The sequence below is a fragment of the Serratia sp. JUb9 genome, assembly GCF_014298095.1.
Classification (GTDB): Bacteria; Pseudomonadota; Gammaproteobacteria; order Enterobacterales; family Enterobacteriaceae; genus Serratia_B; species Serratia_B rhizosphaerae.
In genome coordinates, this window is record NZ_CP060416.1 from 3,613,132 (window position 1) to 3,630,110 (window position 16,979).

General features: G+C 61.5%; 17 protein-coding genes. 12 read left to right on the forward strand and 5 right to left on the reverse strand.

Features of this window, described 5'->3' with window-relative positions; genetic code table 11:
- Nucleotides 1-78 precede the first annotated feature (78 nt).
- A complete protein-coding gene (locus tag HF675_RS16995) occupies nt 79-999 on the reverse strand; it encodes a LysR substrate-binding domain-containing protein (RefSeq protein ID WP_187043477.1) in 921 nt (306 codons plus the stop codon).
- 114 nt (nt 1,000-1,113) lie between these two features.
- Between HF675_RS16995 and HF675_RS17000 the strand changes: the two genes are divergently transcribed.
- On the forward strand, nt 1,114-2,268 hold the full coding sequence (locus tag HF675_RS17000) for a methionine aminotransferase (RefSeq protein WP_187043478.1): 1,155 nt from the start codon (nt 1,114-1,116) through the stop codon (nt 2,266-2,268).
- 28 nt (nt 2,269-2,296) lie between these two features.
- Entirely contained in the window at nt 2,297-3,088 is a 792-nt protein-coding gene (locus HF675_RS17005; RefSeq protein ID WP_111737533.1) for an ABC transporter substrate-binding protein, read from the forward strand.
- Nucleotides 3,089-3,130: 42 nt separating this feature from the next.
- Here HF675_RS17005 and HF675_RS17010 read toward each other — a convergent pair whose 3' ends face one another.
- A complete protein-coding gene (locus tag HF675_RS17010) occupies nt 3,131-5,029 on the reverse strand; it encodes a methyl-accepting chemotaxis protein (protein WP_187043479.1) in 1,899 nt (632 codons plus the stop codon).
- Nucleotides 5,030-5,184: 155 nt separating this feature from the next.
- Nucleotides 5,185-6,291: a D-alanine--D-alanine ligase gene (gene ddlA, locus HF675_RS17015; RefSeq protein ID WP_187043480.1), complete on the reverse strand. Its 1,107-nt coding sequence runs from the start codon at nt 6,289-6,291 to the stop codon at nt 5,185-5,187.
- 192 nt (nt 6,292-6,483) lie between these two features.
- Here ddlA and HF675_RS17020 point away from each other — a divergent pair, with 192 nt between their 5' ends.
- From HF675_RS17020 to dld, 3 genes are read left to right on the forward strand one after another with little or no spacing between them, the layout of a single operon-like run.
- Nucleotides 6,484-6,687, forward strand: a complete 204-nt coding sequence (locus HF675_RS17020) for a ParD-like family protein (RefSeq protein ID WP_105230239.1) — start codon at nt 6,484-6,486, stop codon at nt 6,685-6,687.
- Nucleotides 6,684-7,487: a type I methionyl aminopeptidase gene (gene map, locus HF675_RS17025; protein WP_105230238.1), complete on the forward strand. Its 804-nt coding sequence runs from the start codon at nt 6,684-6,686 to the stop codon at nt 7,485-7,487. The genes HF675_RS17020 and map overlap by 4 nt, the downstream gene beginning before the upstream one ends.
- A 56-nt stretch (nt 7,488-7,543) precedes the next feature.
- Nucleotides 7,544-9,262 (forward strand): D-lactate dehydrogenase, encoded by a 1,719-nt coding sequence (dld, locus tag HF675_RS17030; RefSeq protein WP_187043481.1) that lies wholly within the window; start codon nt 7,544-7,546, stop codon nt 9,260-9,262.
- 11 nt (nt 9,263-9,273) lie between these two features.
- Here dld and HF675_RS17035 read toward each other — a convergent pair whose 3' ends face one another.
- Nucleotides 9,274-10,152, reverse strand: coding sequence for a dihydrodipicolinate synthase family protein (locus HF675_RS17035; RefSeq protein WP_187043482.1), 879 nt, complete (start codon nt 10,150-10,152; stop codon nt 9,274-9,276).
- 424 nt (nt 10,153-10,576) lie between these two features.
- Between HF675_RS17035 and HF675_RS17040 the strand changes: the two genes are divergently transcribed.
- Nucleotides 10,577-11,428: a DMT family transporter gene (locus HF675_RS17040; RefSeq protein WP_187043483.1), complete on the forward strand. Its 852-nt coding sequence runs from the start codon at nt 10,577-10,579 to the stop codon at nt 11,426-11,428.
- Nucleotides 11,429-11,485: 57 nt separating this feature from the next.
- Here HF675_RS17040 and HF675_RS17045 read toward each other — a convergent pair whose 3' ends face one another.
- On the reverse strand, nt 11,486-12,076 hold the full coding sequence (locus tag HF675_RS17045; RefSeq protein WP_105230228.1) for a Yip1 family protein: 591 nt from the start codon (nt 12,074-12,076) through the stop codon (nt 11,486-11,488).
- Nucleotides 12,077-12,314: 238 nt separating this feature from the next.
- On the opposite strand from HF675_RS17045, the gene HF675_RS17050 reads away from it, so the two are divergent.
- From HF675_RS17050 to HF675_RS17075, 6 genes are all read left to right on the forward strand, one after another.
- Entirely contained in the window at nt 12,315-12,782 is a 468-nt protein-coding gene (locus HF675_RS17050; protein ID WP_105230227.1) for an acyltransferase, read from the forward strand.
- On the forward strand, nt 12,782-13,321 hold the full coding sequence (locus tag HF675_RS17055; RefSeq protein ID WP_105230226.1) for a GNAT family N-acetyltransferase: 540 nt from the start codon (nt 12,782-12,784) through the stop codon (nt 13,319-13,321). The genes HF675_RS17050 and HF675_RS17055 overlap by 1 nt, the downstream gene beginning before the upstream one ends.
- A 101-nt stretch (nt 13,322-13,422) precedes the next feature.
- Nucleotides 13,423-14,247: a DUF1460 domain-containing protein gene (locus HF675_RS17060; RefSeq protein ID WP_187043484.1), complete on the forward strand. Its 825-nt coding sequence runs from the start codon at nt 13,423-13,425 to the stop codon at nt 14,245-14,247.
- A 113-nt stretch (nt 14,248-14,360) separates the two neighbouring features.
- Nucleotides 14,361-15,173, forward strand: coding sequence for a MetQ/NlpA family lipoprotein (locus tag HF675_RS17065; RefSeq protein ID WP_105230224.1), 813 nt, complete (start codon nt 14,361-14,363; stop codon nt 15,171-15,173).
- 136 nt (nt 15,174-15,309) lie between these two features.
- On the forward strand, nt 15,310-16,338 hold the full coding sequence (locus HF675_RS17070; RefSeq protein WP_105230223.1) for a MerR family transcriptional regulator: 1,029 nt from the start codon (nt 15,310-15,312) through the stop codon (nt 16,336-16,338).
- A gap of 107 nt (nt 16,339-16,445) precedes the next feature.
- Entirely contained in the window at nt 16,446-16,970 is a 525-nt protein-coding gene (locus HF675_RS17075; RefSeq protein WP_172606304.1) for a GNAT family N-acetyltransferase, read from the forward strand.
- The last annotated feature ends 9 nt before the right edge of the window (nt 16,971-16,979 follow it).

A 16,979-nucleotide genomic window follows, 5' to 3' on the forward strand; every position in this document is an offset into this window, starting at 1 on the left:
GTTCCCGCCGCGGGCGGGAAAGTAAACAGGTAATCAGGGAGTGTGCCACACTCTTTTTCCGCGTTGAAACCGTTATGGTTACAAGCTGTTAGCCGTCGTCGCCAGATAGCGCGTCAGCCGGGCGCGGCTGTGCGCCGCCTCCTGCGTCAGAAAATCCGTCAGCAGGGCCAGTCCGTCCGGCGACGGCGTACGTTCAGGATAGACCAAATAGTAGCCGACGCCGCTGGCGACGCTCAGCGCAAACGGCGTCACGATGCGCCGCGCCTGAATATCCTCCTCCAGCAGGCACAGATCGCCAATTGCGATGCCCAATCCCTGCAGCGCTGCGCTCATTGCCAGATCCAGGGTGTCGAAATGCTGCGATTTACGCGAGGGCAGCGCCGCGCCGCCGGCCGCCTTCAGCCAGCGCAGCCAGTCGCGCCGGTCGCGCGTCGGGTGCAGCAGGGTTTTCTCCGCCAACTCCGCCAGCTGCGGCGCGGCGGACAGGTAGCCCGGCGTGCAAACCGGCGTCAACACCTCGTCAAACAGCGGGTGCGCCGTCAGCCGCTTGCCCGGCGGCGCGCCAAAGGTCACCGCCGCGTCAAACTGCTCGCCGGCAAAATCCAGCCGGTGCGACACCGAAGCGGTCAGTTCGATATGCAGGTCTGGCCGTTCGTTCTGCAAATGAATAATTCTGGGCAACAGCCAGCGCATGGCGCAGGTCGGGCACTTGATGCGCAGGGTGCCGGGCTGGGCGCCGACGCGGGCGACGGCGTCTGCCAACTGCCCCAGCGCCTGCCGCACCGGCCCCAGCAGCTGCGCGCCCTGCGGCGTCAGCGCCAGCCCGCGCGCATGGCGGCTGAACAGCGGATAGCCAAGCTGCTGCTCCAGGCCGAGGATCTGCCGGCTCACCGCCCCCTGCGTCAGATGCAGCGCCTGCGCGGCATGGGTAAAATTCAGCCGTTGCGCCACCGCAACAAAGGTTTTCAACACGTCGAGCGAAGGTAACGTCGTGGGCATCGGGGCCTCTCCAGCCATGATCGGAACGCATGGCTAGCATGACAAAGTTTCTCTTGTCGCGCCATAACGGCTGATGCTTAATCACTCAACCCACTTGCTTGATCCGGAGCCGCCATGCAGAGCGCCTGTTCACCCCGTTCCAAACTGCCGGACGTCGGCACCACCATTTTTACCGTGATCGGCCAGTTGAGCGCCGAACATCAGGCGCTGAATCTGGCGCAGGGCGCGCCGAATTTCGGCTGCGCGCCGCAGCTGATTAACAACGCCGAGCAAGCCATGCGCGCCGGTCATAACCAGTATGCGCCGATGAGCGGCGTGGCCGCCCTGCGCCACGCGCTGGCGGAAAAAACGCAGCGTCTGTACGGCGCGCGCTACGACGCCGACGCGGAAATCACGGTGCTGGCCAGCGCCAGCGAAGGCCTGTACGCCGCCATCAGCGCGCTGGTGCAGCGCGGCGACGAGGTGATTTATTTCGAACCGGCGTTCGACAGCTATGCCCCCATTGTGCGGCTGCAGGGCGCGCGGCCGGTGCCCGTCCGGCTGTCGCTGCAGGATCTGCGTATTGACTGGGATGAGGTCGCCGCCGCCATCAACGGCAACACGCGGATGATCATTATCAACAGCCCGCATAACCCGACCGGCGCGCTGCTCGACGAGCAGGACATCGCGCGCCTGAGCGCGCTGACGCGCGATACCGATATCGTGATTCTGTCGGACGAGGTGTATGAGCACGTGGTGTTCGACGGCGCGCAGCATCACAGTATGGCGCGCCATCCGCAGCTGGCGGAACGCAGCGTGATCGTCTCGTCGTTCGGCAAGACCTATCACGTTACCGGCTGGCGCATCGGCTACTGCCTGGCGCCGGCGGCGCTGACGGCGGAGATCCGCAAGGTGCATCAGTTCCTGGTGTTCTCCGCCGACACGCCGATGCAGTACGCCTTTGCCGCAGCGCTGGCCGACGCGCAGAGCTATCTCGGGCTGGCCGCCTTCTATCAGCAAAAGCGCGATCTGCTGGCCGCGGCGCTGCAAGGCTCACGCTTTGAGCTGCTGCCGAGCGCCGGCAGCTTCTTTATGCTGGCGCGCTTTAGCGCCTTCAGCCAGGAGAGCGACAACGACTTCGCCGTACGGCTGATCCGCGAGGCGAAAGTCGCCGCCATCCCGCTGTCGGCCTTTTACAGCGACGGCGCCGACACCGGCATTATTCGCCTGAGCTTCGCCAAAGATGACCAGACGCTGCGCGAAGGCGCGCGCCGTCTGCACACCGTATAACCGACCGCACGCCACTGAGGAAACCGCGATGAACACCACACTGAAAACACTGCTGGCCGCCGGTTGTCTGCTTGCCGCCGGCGCAACGCAGGCCGCCGACCTGCGCTTCGGCGTTGAGGCGCTGTACCCGCCGTTTGAGTCCAAATCCGCCAGCGGCGAGCTGGAGGGGTTTGATATCGATCTGGGCAACGCGGTCTGCGCCGCCGCCAAGCTGAGCTGCAGCTGGGTGGAAACCTCGTTCGACAGCCTGATTCCGGCGCTGCAGGCGCGCAAGTTTGATGCGATTAACTCGGCGATGAACGTCACTGAACAGCGTAAGCGGGCCATCGCCTTCACCCGGGCGATTTATCAGGTGCCCAACCGGCTGATCGCCAAAGCCGACAGCGGGCTGACGCCCGACGCCAAAGCGCTGGCCGGCAAGCGTGTCGGCGTGCTGCAGGGGTCGATTCAGGAAAACTACGCCAAGGCGCACTGGGCGCCGCAGGGCGTCGAGGTGGTCTCCTATCAGGATCAGAATCAGGTATACCTCGACCTGAGCGCCGGACGGCTCGACGCCACGCTGATTATGGCGCCCGCCGGCCAGAGCGGTTTCCTTTCCCGCCCGGACGGCAAAGGCTTTGCCTTCGTCGGCGACACGGTGCAGGACGCGAAGATTTTCGGCTCCGGCATCGCCTTCGGGCTGCGCAAGCAGGACAGCGCACTGAAACAGCGGCTGGACGCGGCCATTGAGCAGGTGCAGCAGCAGGGCACGGTCGATAAACTGGCGAAAAAGTATTTCGGCGATATTGACGTGTCCGTGCAGCCGCAGACGGCGAAGTAATACTGGCGTAGCCACGCGCCAGCGGCGATGGCCCGTCCGGTGTTATTTCCCCACCGAATGCACCAGCGCGGCCATCGTTTCCGCCTGCTCGTCCAGCACCTGGCTGGCGGCGGCCACCTCAGACACCAGCGCGGCATTTTGCTGAGTCACCTGTTCGAGCTGATTCAGCGCCTGTTGGATTTGCGACACGCCGAGCGTCTGCTCCTGCGCGGCGTGGGCGATATCGCTGACGTATTGCCGCATCTGCCCGGTGTTGCCCACTGCCGCCTGCAGCGCGCGGTTTGAGTCGGCCACCCGCGCCACCCCTTCGCCGATTTGCTCCATATTCTGGCCGACCAGCGCGCGGATGCGGTTGGCTTCCTGCGTGCAGCGCTGCGATAAATTGCGCACCTCGGCGGCAACCACGGCGAAGCCCCGTCCCGACTCGCCGGCGCGGGCGGCCTCTACCGCCGCATTCAGCGCCAGCAGGTTGGTCTGAAACGAAATATCGTCAATCGAACTGACGATATGCGCGATCTGTTCGCTGGAGGCGCGGATCGCCACCATGCTCTGGCTGGCGTCATCGGCGATGCGGCTGGCCTCCTGCACCTCCTGCGTCATGGCGCCAATCAACCGCTCCGCTTCGCCGGCGTTGCTGGCGGTGTGGGCAATGGCGGTGGCGATCTGCTCCATGCTCGCCGCCGTCTCCACGATCGACGCCGCCTGCTCGTCGGTGCGCTGCGCCAGATTTTGGTTGCCGACGGCGATATCGCCGCTGGTGGTGCGTAACTCCCCGGCGCCGACGTTGATCTGCTGAATCATCCGCTGAATATTGCCGATCGCCTGATTATAGGCCGCGTTAAGCCGCGACAGCTCATCGCGGCCCGGCACCGCCAGACGCAGGGTAAAGTCGCTTTCCATCCGCTGGATGGTGCCCAGCGTCCCCTCCAGATGACGGTGGAGGCGTCTGGCGACCACGACGGCGATCGACAAGGCGGCGGCCAGCGCCAGCGTCCCGATCAGCAAAAAGCGCTGCCAGTCGCCGCGCGCCTGCGCCGACAGCTGGGATACCGTGTTCTGCAGCGCGCTGACGGCGCCGTTTTCCAACTGGTGCAGCGCATCAATCCGCGCGGTCTGCGCGCTGAACCACTGCGTCGGGTCGATGCCGAATCCGCCGCGCTCGGCACGGGCAAACGCGGTATCACGCAATGTCAAGGCGGCCTGGGCCGCAGAAGCCTGTTGTGATTTTTCCAGCGCCGCCGCCAGCGCCGGGTTGCTGAGGCGCTGGGCGGCCGTCAGCCAGGCCGCCTGCTGCGCCACCACCGCGCTCAGCGCGCGATACTGGCCGTTGCCGAAGCGATCGGCGGCAAAGACGCCGGCCAGCAGCGCCCGCTCCAACCCGGCCTGTTCTTTCAGGTTCAGCAGGCTGTAGTAGGCCGCCAGCTCGCTGACCAGCTCGCCGGACGATGACAGCTGGCTCAACCCGCCGACAAAGCGCAGCTGATCGCGGATGGCGGCGGTATACACCGCAACGGCGTCGGCGGCGTTGATATCCAGCCCGCTGACCCGGGAGCGAACGGCATCGAGCGCTTGCAGGCGATCGTTGAACGCCGCCAACATCCGGGCGTTATCGCCCGCGCTCTGCCGATCGCCGGCCAGCGCACGACGGAAAACCGCCACCGCGCTGTCGGTCTGTTTGCGCTGGGCCGCCAGCTCGGCGGTGAAGTTTTTCCCAGCTGACGCCAGCACTCCAGCGCTCATGCCCCGCTCTTTCTGCAGTTCATCAATCACGCCGCCGACGCTGCCGGCCAGTGCGATCAGTTGCCCCAGGCTGTCCATCTGCCGCTGGGTCTCAATGCGCGTGACCATGCCCGAGCCGACAAACCAGCACAGCGCCAGCAGCATCGGTAGCAACGCCACAAAGAGCTTCATCTTCATTGAAATGTGATTCATCCACGACATGGATGCTGACTCCTTTACCCGTTTAACGTCATATGGAAGGGTTATCGGTGGGTAAACGGAGTTATTGACTGCAGAGTGAGGGAATCTTGTTCAAGATCAAAAATAGCGACGAGAAATGACCGGACGCCGCAGGCGACGCCCGGATAGCAAGCTGTTTAGTCGCGCTCGAACACCGAGCTGTGCAGCGCGCGATCCTGCTGATGGCGCTCCAGCGCCAGTTCGATCAAGGTGGTGATCAGTTGGCTGTAGCTCATGCCGCTGGCCGCCCACAGTTTCGGATACATGCTGATATTGGTGAAGCCGGGCAGCGTGTTGATCTCATTGACCACCACCCGCTCATCGGCGGTCAGGAACACGTCGACCCGCGCCATGCCCAGACAGTCCAGCGCGCGGAACGCCCGCAGCGCCACCTCGCGGATTTTGTCGCTGGCCGGCTCGGAGATTGCCGCCGGCACCACCACCTGCGCGCCCTGTTCGTTGATGTATTTGGTATCGTAAGAGTAGAACTCGTCGCTCAGCACGATTTCACCACACAGGCTGGCCTGCGGCTGGTCGTTGCCCAGCACCGCGCACTCAATCTCGCGGCCGACGATCGCCGACTCCACCAGCACCTTATGGTCGAAGCTGAACGCCAGCGCCACCGCCTGCTCATAGCCTGCGCGGTCGCTGACCCGGCTGACGCCGACGGAGGAGCCCTGGTTGGCCGGCTTGATAAACAGCGGCGACCCCAGCTGTTCGCTCAGCTGTGCAAAGCTGTACTGCGCGCGGTTGCTGCGCGTCAGGGTAACGAACGGCGCCACCTCCAGCCCGGCGTCGCGCAACAGGCGTTTGGTGATGTCCTTATCCATGCTGACCGCCGAGCCCAGCACGCCGGCGCCGACAAACGGGATATTCGCCATCCGCAGCAGCCCCTGCAGCGAACCGTCCTCCCCCAGCGTGCCGTGCACGATCGGGAACACCACGTCGAGCTGGCCGATAACGTTGGCGCTGTCAGCCTCAATCAGTTGACTGCTCTCCTGCCCCGGCACCAGCGCCACGTTTTTGTTGGAGTGGTTCAGGGCGATCAGCGCCGGGTTTTCCGCATGCAGCAGGTAGTTGGAGGCATCATTAATATGCCACTGCCCCTGCTTGTCGATGCCCAGCAGCGTGACGTCAAACTTCTCTTTGTCGATGGCATCGACAATGTTTTTTGCCGACTGCAGCGAAACCTCATGCTCCGCCGATTTACCACCAAAAATTACGCCAACACGTCGTTTAGTCACGCCTGAAATCCTTCTGAAAAAGTGATGCAAACAAGTCAATTATTACAATAAACGCATTGTTCAGCCGCGGCAATCGCCCTTTAACAGAAAATTCCGAGCATTAACGCCCGCCGGCCTCTGCCACAGATCGCCAAACGCAATGTATATAAAGCATATACACTTCATATCGTCTTTAACCTAAGGAGCAGCACGATGGGCATTGTGAAAATCTCCGACGTCTTGCACGACGATCTGCGGCTCGCCAGCCTGACCATGACGCGTTCCATTAACGCGCAGGCCGAGTACTGGATCAAAATCGGCATGCTGGCGGAGTTCCACCCGGAACTGACCTACCCGCAGCTGGTAAAGAAAATGATGAAAGAGAATGCGTTAACGCTGAAGGAGATGGTTGAGTGAAACAGATTGTGATCAAAACGCCGGATGAAATCGCCAAAATGCGCCACGCCGGTTCGCTGCTGGCAAAAGTGTTCGCGATGCTCGACGGCGTGATCCGCGAGGGCATCTCCACCATGGAGATCAATGACCGCGCCGAGGCTTTTATCGTCGACGAACTGCAATCACGCCCGGCCAGCAAAGGACAGTACGACTTTCCCTACGTGCTGAACACCTCGATTGACGACGTGATCTGCCACGGCGTGCCCTCTGCCAGCAAAATCCTGCGCAGCGGCATGATCGTCAACGTCGATATTACGCTGGAAAACGGCGGCTATATCGCCGACTCCAGCAAGATGTACTGCATCGGCCAGACCACACCGGTGGCCAAACGGCTGGTGAATAACGTCTATGAATCCATGTGGGCCGGCATCCGCACGGTGAAGCCGGGCGCGACGCTGGGGGATATCGGCCACGCCATCCAGCAGCACGCCGAAAAAGCCGGCTACAGCGTGGTGCGTGAATACTGCGGCCACGGCATCGGCCGCGATATGCATGAAGAGCCGGCGGTGCTGCACTTCGGCCAGCCGGGCAGCGGCATGACGCTGCAGGAAGGCATGGTGTTTACCATCGAGCCGATGATCAACCAGGGCGACCGGCGCATCAAGCAGAAAAAAGACGGCTGGACGGTGGTCACCCGCGATAAAAAGCTGTCCGCCCAGTGGGAGCATACCGTGGCGGTGACCGGCGACGGGGTGGAAATTCTGACGCTGCGCGACGAAGAGCGCGAAAACGGTTATCTCGAGTGCTATAAAGGAAGGTGATTTTTCACCGTTTGCCGTCCCGGCGGCGGCAACCTTAACCTGACAGGGAGATCGGCATGACGCACAGCGCCCGCAGTGACCAGCAGGCATTTATCAGTCAGTTGAAACAGATCGTCGGCGGCCCGCAGCTGCTGACCGATGCGCGCAGCACCGAGCGCTACCGCAAGGGTTTCCGCTCCGGCGAGGGCCAGGCGCTGGCGGTGGTGTTCCCGACCCGTCTGCTGCAATTGTGGCAGGTGCTGCAGGCGTGCGTCGATGCCGATAAGGTGGTGATTATGCAGGCCGCCAACACCGGCCTGACCGAAGGCTCCACCCCCAGCGGCAACGACTACGGGCGCGATGTGGTGATTATCAGCACGCTGCGCCTTGACCATATTCAGGTGCTTGCTCAGGGCAAGCAGGTGGTGGCCTTCCCCGGCAGCACTCTGAACCATCTGGAAAAGTGCCTGAAGCCTTACGACCGCGAACCGCATTCGGTGATTGGCTCCTCCTGTATCGGCGCGTCGGTGATCGGCGGCGTGTGCAACAACTCCGGCGGCTCGCTGGTCAAGCGTGGCCCGGCCTATACCGAACTGGCGCTGTACGCCCAACTGGACGACGGCGGTCTGCTGCGGCTGGTCAACCATCTCGGCATTCAGCTGGGCGACACGCCGGAAGAGATTCTCACCCGGCTGGAGCAAGGCGACTACCGGCCGGAAGACGTCGAGTACGGCGAGCTGCGCGCCTCCGACAATGAGTACGCCGTGCGGGTGCGCGACGTCGATGCCGACACTCCTTCCCGCTTCAACGCCGACAAGCGCCGGCTGTATGAGGCTTCCGGCTGTGCCGGCAAGCTGGCGGTGTTCGCCGTGCGCCTCGATACCTTTGAAAAAGAGAGCCGCGAGCAGGTGTTTTATATCGGCACCAACAACACCGCGGTGCTGACCGAGCTGCGCCGCCATATGCTGAGCCAGTTTGAGAATCTGCCGGTGGCCGGCGAGTATATGCACCGCGATATCTTCGACATTGCCGAGGTGTACGGCAAAGACACCTTCCTGATGATCGACAAACTCGGCACCGATCAGATGCCGCGTTTCTTCACGCTGAAGGGCAAGATGGACGCCACCTTCAACAAGCTGCCGCTGCTGCCGCACAACCTGACCGACCGGGTGATGCAGGGGCTGAGCCATCTGGCCCCCAGCCATCTGCCCAAGCGCATCAAGGAATACCGTGAACGTTTTGAGCACCACCTGCTGCTGAAGATGGCCGGCGACGGCACCGATGAGGCCTACGCCTACCTGAAGCAATACTTTAGCGAGGCGGAAGGCGACTTCTTTGTCTGCAGCGCGGAGGAAGGGAAAAAAGCCTTCCTGCACCGTTTTGCCGCCGCCGGCGCCGCCGTGCGCTACCACGCGGTGCACGCCGACAAGGTGGAGGACATTCTGGCGCTGGACATCGCCCTGCGCCGTAACGACACCGACTGGTTTGAAACCCTGCCGCCGGAGATCGACAGCCAGCTGGTGCATAAACTCTACTACGGCCACTTTATGTGCCACGTGTTCCATCAAGACTACGTGGTGAAAAAAGGCGTCGACTGCCACCGGCTGAAACAACAGATGCTGGCGCTGCTGGACCAGCGCGGCGCGGAATATCCCGCCGAACACAACGTCGGCCACCTGTATCAGGCGAAGCCCGATCTGCAGGCGTTTTACCGCCAGGCCGACCCGACCAACAGCTTTAACCCCGGCCTCGGCAAGACCAGCAAGCTGAAAAACTGGGGCGACGATCGCCGTTAGTCGTAGGCCGCTTAGCGCAGTTCCAACTGCGTCATTACCGCGGCGATATCGCGGCAGGCTTCGGCCGGCAAGGGCTGCAGCGGACGCGGCAGGCAGTCGATGTCGCTCAGCCCGAGAATACCGGCGGCGACGGCCATCACGCGGATGCTGCCATGCCGGCGGAACAACTGCCACAACGGTTCCAGCCGCGCGACCTGCTCGCTAACGCACCCGCTGTCCCCTGCCCGCGCGGCGTCGACAATCTGTCTGGCGCTGTGCGGGAACAGGCCGCCGCACACCGAATACCACACCTCGCAGCCGGCATTCAGCCCCTGCCCTGCAAACTCATCGCCGCTGACGCCGATGGTAACCTCCGCCGACAGTATCTTCCGCAGGCTTTGCATTCGCACCGGCTCCGCCTGCACGCCGGGGATTTTGATCGACTGCACGCCCGGCAGGGCGGCGACGCGCGCCAGTAACACATCGGAAAACTCAAAGCGGGTGGTGCGCGGGTTGTTATACACGCACAGCGGCACGGAACTATGGCGCGCTACGGTTTCATACAGCGCATAAACTTCATCATCCGTCGGCGACTGATAGCACAGCACCGGCAGCAGCAGCGCATCGGCGCCCGCCGTCTGCGCATCGTCGGCCAGCTGCAGAACCTGCTCCGTACCGTAAGCGCCGATGCAAACCATCAGCGGAATGCCGCCGGCGTGCTGCGCCGCCAGCGCGGTGACGCGTTTTTTCTGCTCACGCGTCAGATAGGCATAGCTGCCGGTGGAACCTAAGACGCCCAGCGAATCAACCCCGGCCTCGGTCAGCCGGGCCAGGATATTCACAAAACCTTTTTCGTCGATCCCCGAAGGGGTCACCGGGGTCAGCGGAAAAGCGCTCAGACCTGTAAACATGACTTGCTCCTGTGATAAGTGCGGAAAACGCGCCGACGGTCATTATAATAAACACAACGGTCAGTATAATAAATGGCGATATTTACCACATCCCGGATAATTTATGATTGCAAAAGCCGCCTGAACACATTAGTTTCATCAGACTGCTTGTTCAATTATCAGGGCATTTAATGCGCGATTTCACACACGTCACCAACCCAACTTCAGCGACCGCTCCGGCCGCCGTTGCGCCGTGTGCCGCCATCGCCCCTCCCGCCCTGTCATCTGTCGTGGTAGCCGTCGTCGCTACCGTGGTTTCGCCGCCGCACGCCGTGGTTGTGCGTTAAAACCACCCTCAATCTTATTCTCCGGACAATATTCATGCGCGTTGGCGCAGGCCGTTGCGTATGCCAGAGTTGGTAATGTTCACGACAGGTGACATCACATGCGAGTTATTTCCCAATCAGCCAATGCCGCGATGGCGGCGCTGTTTGTGCTGCTGTGGAGCAGCGGCGCTATTTTTTCCCGCTGGGGGTTGGAGCACGCCTCCGCCTTGGTGTTTTTATTCTTCCGCTGCGCCATCGCCCTGGCGCTGTTGACGGCGATCGGGCTGTGGCAGCGACGTCTGTTGCCCGACGCCGGCAGTCGCCGGCGCGTGGCGCTGATCGGTCTGCTGATGATCGGCTGCTACCAAACCGCCTATCTGCTGGCGCTGGAATGGGGCGTCACCCCCGGCGTCCTGGCGACGCTGCTCGGCGTACAGCCGATCATCACCCAGTTCGTTACCGAACGGCGCTGCGGCGGGCTGCGCGGCCTGGGGCTGCTGCTGGCGCTGGGCGGCCTGACGCTGGTGGTGTATCAGAGCATCAAGGTGGCGCACTTTTCACCGCTTGGCATCGCCTGCGCCTTTGTCGCGCTCGGCTGCATGACCCTCGGCACCCTGCTGCAAAAAGGTATGCAGCAGTCGCCGCTGGCTGTGCTGCCGCTGCAGTACGCCGTCGGGCTGCTGGTATGCGCGCTGGCAATGCCGTTCGCGCCGCTGCATGTCGAATGGCGGCCGGGCTTTATACTGCCGCTGCTGTGGATGGCGGTGGTGATCTCGGTGCTGGCCACCTTCCTGCTCTACCGGCTGATCCAGCGCGGTAATCTGGTGCAGGTCACCAGCCTGTTTTACCTGATCCCGGCGGTTACCGCCCTGCTGGATTATCTGCTGCTCGGCCACCGGCTGGCGGCGCTGAGCCTGCTCGGCATGGCCGGCATCGTGCTCGGCGTGATGCTGGTGTTCCGCAAGGAGTAATACGTAAAAACCCCCTCGGCCAGACGGCGCGAGGGGGTTTATCACTCGGTTTCGGCGTCAGAACAGCCAGGAGCCATAGCCCCACAGCAGCACCGTCAGCCCCAGCAGCAGCTCAAGCAGCAGGATGCCGATGGCAAAGGTGGAGCTGGAGAACAGGAACCCTTCCTGACTGTCGATATTCAGGAAGTGCGGAATGCCGAGATACAGCAGATAGCCGGAATAACACAGGCCAACCACCCCGACGAACAGGCACAGCCACACCACCGGATACAGCGCCACAATGCCGCTGAGGAACATCGGCGTGGCGACATAGCCGGCAAACACCATACAGCGGTGCAGACTCGGCCGCGCTTCATAACGCCGCGCCATCCAGTGGATCACTTTGCCCATCACCGCAACGCCCGCCAGCATCAGCAGGTAGAAGGCCACGGCGGTATACAGCGCGGTCGCCATATCCAGCCGAATCGCGTGCCCCTCGCCGGACAGCCAGCCCAACTGCGTGGTGCCGATAAATGCGCACACCACCGGGATCAGCGCCATCAGCAAAACGTGGTGAGTATAGAGATGCGAGACGCTTTCGTTCTCGCGCTTGATTTCTTTGAACTCGGTGCTGGGATGCGCCAACAGCCCCCAAACATGATTGATCATGAGACACCTCCTCATCTCGCCGTCGGCCGCGCCCGGCGGGAATCACACTCCTCTGACGAACCGCGCGTCCGTATGAGGGTTGCGGCCACGGGGCTCTCCCCCTGCCATTTATTATAGTCTTTGGGTGAAAAAACGTTCGCCATCGGAGCGCGGAGAGGGTTTACTCTATAATCAAGCTGTTATCGTGCCGCCCCGCTGTGACCGGCCGATAATCAATCCGAAAGGAAGGAGCACGCCCATGACCGCAAAACTTCGCACCCGCCAGAGCGGCCTGGCGGATATCACCTATGGTGAAAACGTCCTGGTGGTCGAACCCTGTAATCTGTACGGCTGCACCCTGGGGGACGAGGTGTTCGTCGGCCCCTTTGTCGAAATACAAAAAAACGTCACCGTCGGCGCCCGCAGCAAGATCCAGTCGCACAGTTTTCTCTGTGAATATGTGACGCTGGGCGAGGAGTGCTTTGTCGGCCACGGCGTGATGTTCGCCAATGACCGCTTCCAGAGCGGCGCCCCTGACGCCGACCCGGCGAACTGGGGCCATACGCACATCGGCAACCGGGTCTCAATCGGTTCCGGCGCCACCATTTTACCGGTGCGCATCTGCGACGGTGCGGTCATCGGCGCCGGCGCCGTGGTGACCCGCGATATCACCCGCAAAGGCATTTACGCCGGCAACCCCGCCCGGCTACTGAGGGAGCTGCCCTGATGAATGCAGTCCGGATTGAACGCATCACCGACCTGCCCGCCGGCTATCTGGAAAATAACGATTTCACCTTTTACGTCGAATGCTATGCACAGCCGGCTTTTGGCACGCCGGTCGAACGCTGGCCTACCCAGCCGGTGGCGCCGTATCGCAAACACTACCCGCTGGCGCCCTTTATCAACGACGAAGGTGACACCTTTCTGGCGTTGCGCGACGGCGTGGCGGTCGGCCATATCACGCTGAGTAAAAACTGGAACGACTACACCCTGATTGAAGAGGTGGCGGTCAGCCGCAGCGCACGGCGCAACGGCATCGGCAGCGCGCTGCTGGACGCCGCGCAGCAGTGGGCGCGCGAACGCGATACCGCCGGGCTGATGCTGGAAACCCAGAACAACAATCTGGCCGCCTGCCGCTGCTATCAGCGCTACGGCTTTACCCTCGGCGGCATCGACCATCTGTTGTACCGCGGCCAGCCGGATATTGCCGACCATGAAATCGCGCTATTCTGGTATCTGCCGTTCAATAACGAGGTCGGTTATTAAGCGGGCACAACAGGTGTACGGTTTCACTGCGGTTTAGTTTATGTCCGCTAACGTGAAAACGATGCTTCTCTCAATCAACCACGCCGCCAACGGAGGGGGAAATGAGCAAGGTCGCTCCATGGTTGTTAATGGTCGTATTGGCCGGCTGTGCCGGCACGCCGGACGGCGGCGCGTCTTCGCCGCATCCTGCACAACCCGCGGAAACCCAAGTGAACATTGACGATATCACCTCAGCCCGGCTGCAGCGCCTGCTGGCGCTGCGTAAATCAATGCCGGCGCTGGACGACGGCGCCGTCATTGAACGGCTGTCCCGCCAGTTTCTCGACGTGCCTTACGTCGCCGATAGGCTGATCGGCGACGCCGCTACGCCGGAACGGCTGGTGATTGATTTTCGCGGACTGGACTGCTTTACCTACCTGGACTATGTCGAAGCGTTGCGCCATGCCGATGACCAGGCGCAGTTTGTCCGGCAGCTGATCGCCACCCGCTACCGTAACGGCGAGGTCGGTTTCCTGACCCGTAAACACTTTTTCAGCGACTGGGCCTATCAGCCAGCCGTCCGCGCCGATGACATCACCACCGACCTCAGCCCGCACGCCATCACGCTGAGCAAAGTGCTGAACCGCAATGCCGACGGCGGCCAGTATCTGCCGGGGCTGCCGAACGCCACGCGCCGCATCAGCTATATTCCCAGCGAATATGTCGATGCTCGGCTGCTCAGCCGGCTGCGCACCGGTGATTACATCGGCATCTACACCAATCTGGAGGGGCTGGACGTCACCCACGTCGGCATCTATATCATGACGCCGGCCGGGCCGGTTTTACGCAACGCCTCGTCGCGCAAGGAAAACCGTAAAGTGGTGGATTCACCGTTTATCGACTACATCAGCAGCGCGCCGGGCATTGTGGTTCTGCGTCCGCGCTAAACGGTTATATTTTATCATTCCTTGTGCTAACGCCGGGTTTGACTTCCTGCGGCGTCTGCGTTTATCTGGTTGCTAAAACTGACTGATTTTATTGTTGTTTCAGGGAGTGTTCGATGGCAATTTACCGGCGTTGCGCCATATTGGCGGCGGCCATGACGGCCTCGCTGCTGTTAGCAGGCTGCGATCGGCAAGACGATCGCCACCATATCAAGGTCGGCGTGATTAACGGCGCCGAGCAGGACGTGGCGGAGGTGGCGAAGCAGGTCGCCAAGGAAAAATATGGCCTGGAGGTCGAGCTGTTCGGCTTCAGCGGTGCCCTGCTGCCCAACGACGCCACCGATAAGGGCGAGCTGGACGCCAACGTCTTCCAGCACCGTCCGTTCCTGGCGCAGCAGAACAAAGACCGCGGCTATCATCTGACGGCGGTCGGCAACACCTTTGTCTTCCCGATTGCCGGCTACTCGAAAAAGGTTAAATCGGTCAATCAGCTGCGGGACGGCGCGGTGATCGCCATTCCCAACGACCCGACCAACCTCGGGCGCGCGCTGCTGCTGCTGCAGAAAACCGGGCTGATCGCGTTAAAACCCGGTAAAGGCCTGCTGCCCACCGCGCTGGATATCAGCGCCAACCCGCACAACTACCGCATTATCGAGCTGGAAGGTGCGCAGCTGCCGCAGGTGCTGGACGACCCGAGCGTCGACGTGGCTATTATCAGCACCACCTACATCAACCAGACCGGGCTGACCCCCACCAAAGACAGCATCTTTATTGAAGACAAGGATTCGCCGTACGTGAATATCGTTGTGGCGCGCGAAGACAACAAGGATGCGCCGAAGGTGCAGGAGTTCCTCAAGGCGTATCAGTCGGATGAAGTCGCAGCGGCGGCGGAAAAGATCTTTAACGGCGGCGCCGTCAAAGGCTGGTAACGCTCCTGCAGGCCAGGCCAGGCCGCGCCAGCGCGGCCTCCCCATAATCTTTCCCGTAAAAAAACACCGCTTCCCGCTTGACCCTCACGCCGCGTCAGGCTTTAGTCTCTCTGCACGCACAAGGGAGGAGCACTCTATGTTATTGAAAGTCGGCGAACTGGCGCGCCGTTCTGGTATTACCGTTCGCACACTGCATTACTACGACAGCATTGGTTTGCTGGTCCCTTCTGCGCGCTCCGACGCCGGCTACCGGTTGTATAACCGGGCCGATATCGCCCGCCTGCATCATATCCAGGCATTACGCCGTATGGGAATGACGCTGGCCGAGGTCGGGGCGATTCTGGAACGTTCGGATCTGGCGCTACCCACGGTGCTGAGCCGCCAGATTGACATGCTGAACCAACAGCTGACGCAAATCACCGCGCTGCGCGATCGCCTGCAAGCGATGCATACGCAACTGACGGCGGGTGATGAGCCGGATCTGAACGACTGGCTGACAACGTTGGAGTTAATGACCATGTACGATAAATATTTCACCGCCGATGAACTGGCGCAGCTGCCGTTTTATCAGGCCGATACGCAACGCCAGCAAGAGTGGGCGACCATGGTGCAGCAGGTATGTGAACTGATGGCAAATGGCACGCCGGCGCAAGATCCGCAGGCGCAGCGCATTGCACGCCGCTGGATGCTGGCCCTGGAGCGCGACACCGCCGGCAACCCGGCGTTTCTCACACGTCTCAACACCATGCATGCCGATGAACCCTCAATGCGCGAGCAGACCGGTATCACGCCGGCCATGACCGATTACATCACCCAGGCATTTGCCGAAACCAAACTGGCGATTTACCAGAAATACCTGGATGAAGATGAGTATGCCTATGTCCGCAAACACTATTTCGACCGCATACAGGAGTGGCCGGCGCTGATAGCCCGCCTCCGTTCTGCTCTCAACGACGGTATCGCACCGGACAGCGGGCAGGCCCGGCAATTGGCCGCTGAATGGCTGGCGCTGTTCCGCTCCTACGCCGGCGACAACCCGGCGACGCAGATGAAAATCCGCCAGGCCATGGAGCAGGAGCCGACGCTAAGCGAAGGCACCTGGCTGACGCCGCCGCTGCTGGACTATCTGCGCGAGGCGGTCGCCAATCTGATGCGCGGCGAGTAGCCATTACTTTTGATTATCACAAGAGAGTAAAACAATATTTATCTTGCCGGTCAGCGCGGCGCATCATTCAATTATCCGCTGATTTATATCGAAAACATGGAGCTATCATGCAGCAGGCCGCGCTGACCATTACTGATGCGACTCATGAAACATTGATCGCTGTGACACAAATCTATGCTTACCATGTTCTGCACGGCGCCGGCTCTTTTGAAGAAGTGCCGCCCACTTTAGAAGAGATGCGCCAGCGTCACGATCGCGTACAAACAGCCGGATTACCCTGGCTGGTGGCGAAACTGGACGAGCAGATCGTCGGCTACTGTTATGCCGCGACTTATCGACCACGTCCTGCTTACCGCTTTACCATTGAAGATTCAGTGTATATAGCGCCAGATATGCAAGGCAAAGGCATAGGCCATGCGCTGCTCAGTGCGCTGATTGCCCGCTGTGAACGCGGGCCATGGCATCAAATGCTGTCAGTCATCGGTGATTCAGCCAATAATCACGCGTCGCTGGAGCTCCATCGGAAATTGGGATTTTGCAGCATTGGCACCCTGAACCAGGTCGGATTCAAATTCGGCAGTTGGCGGGATACACACATTATGCAGCGAGCATTAGGGCAAGGCGATCGTTGACCGAAAGAT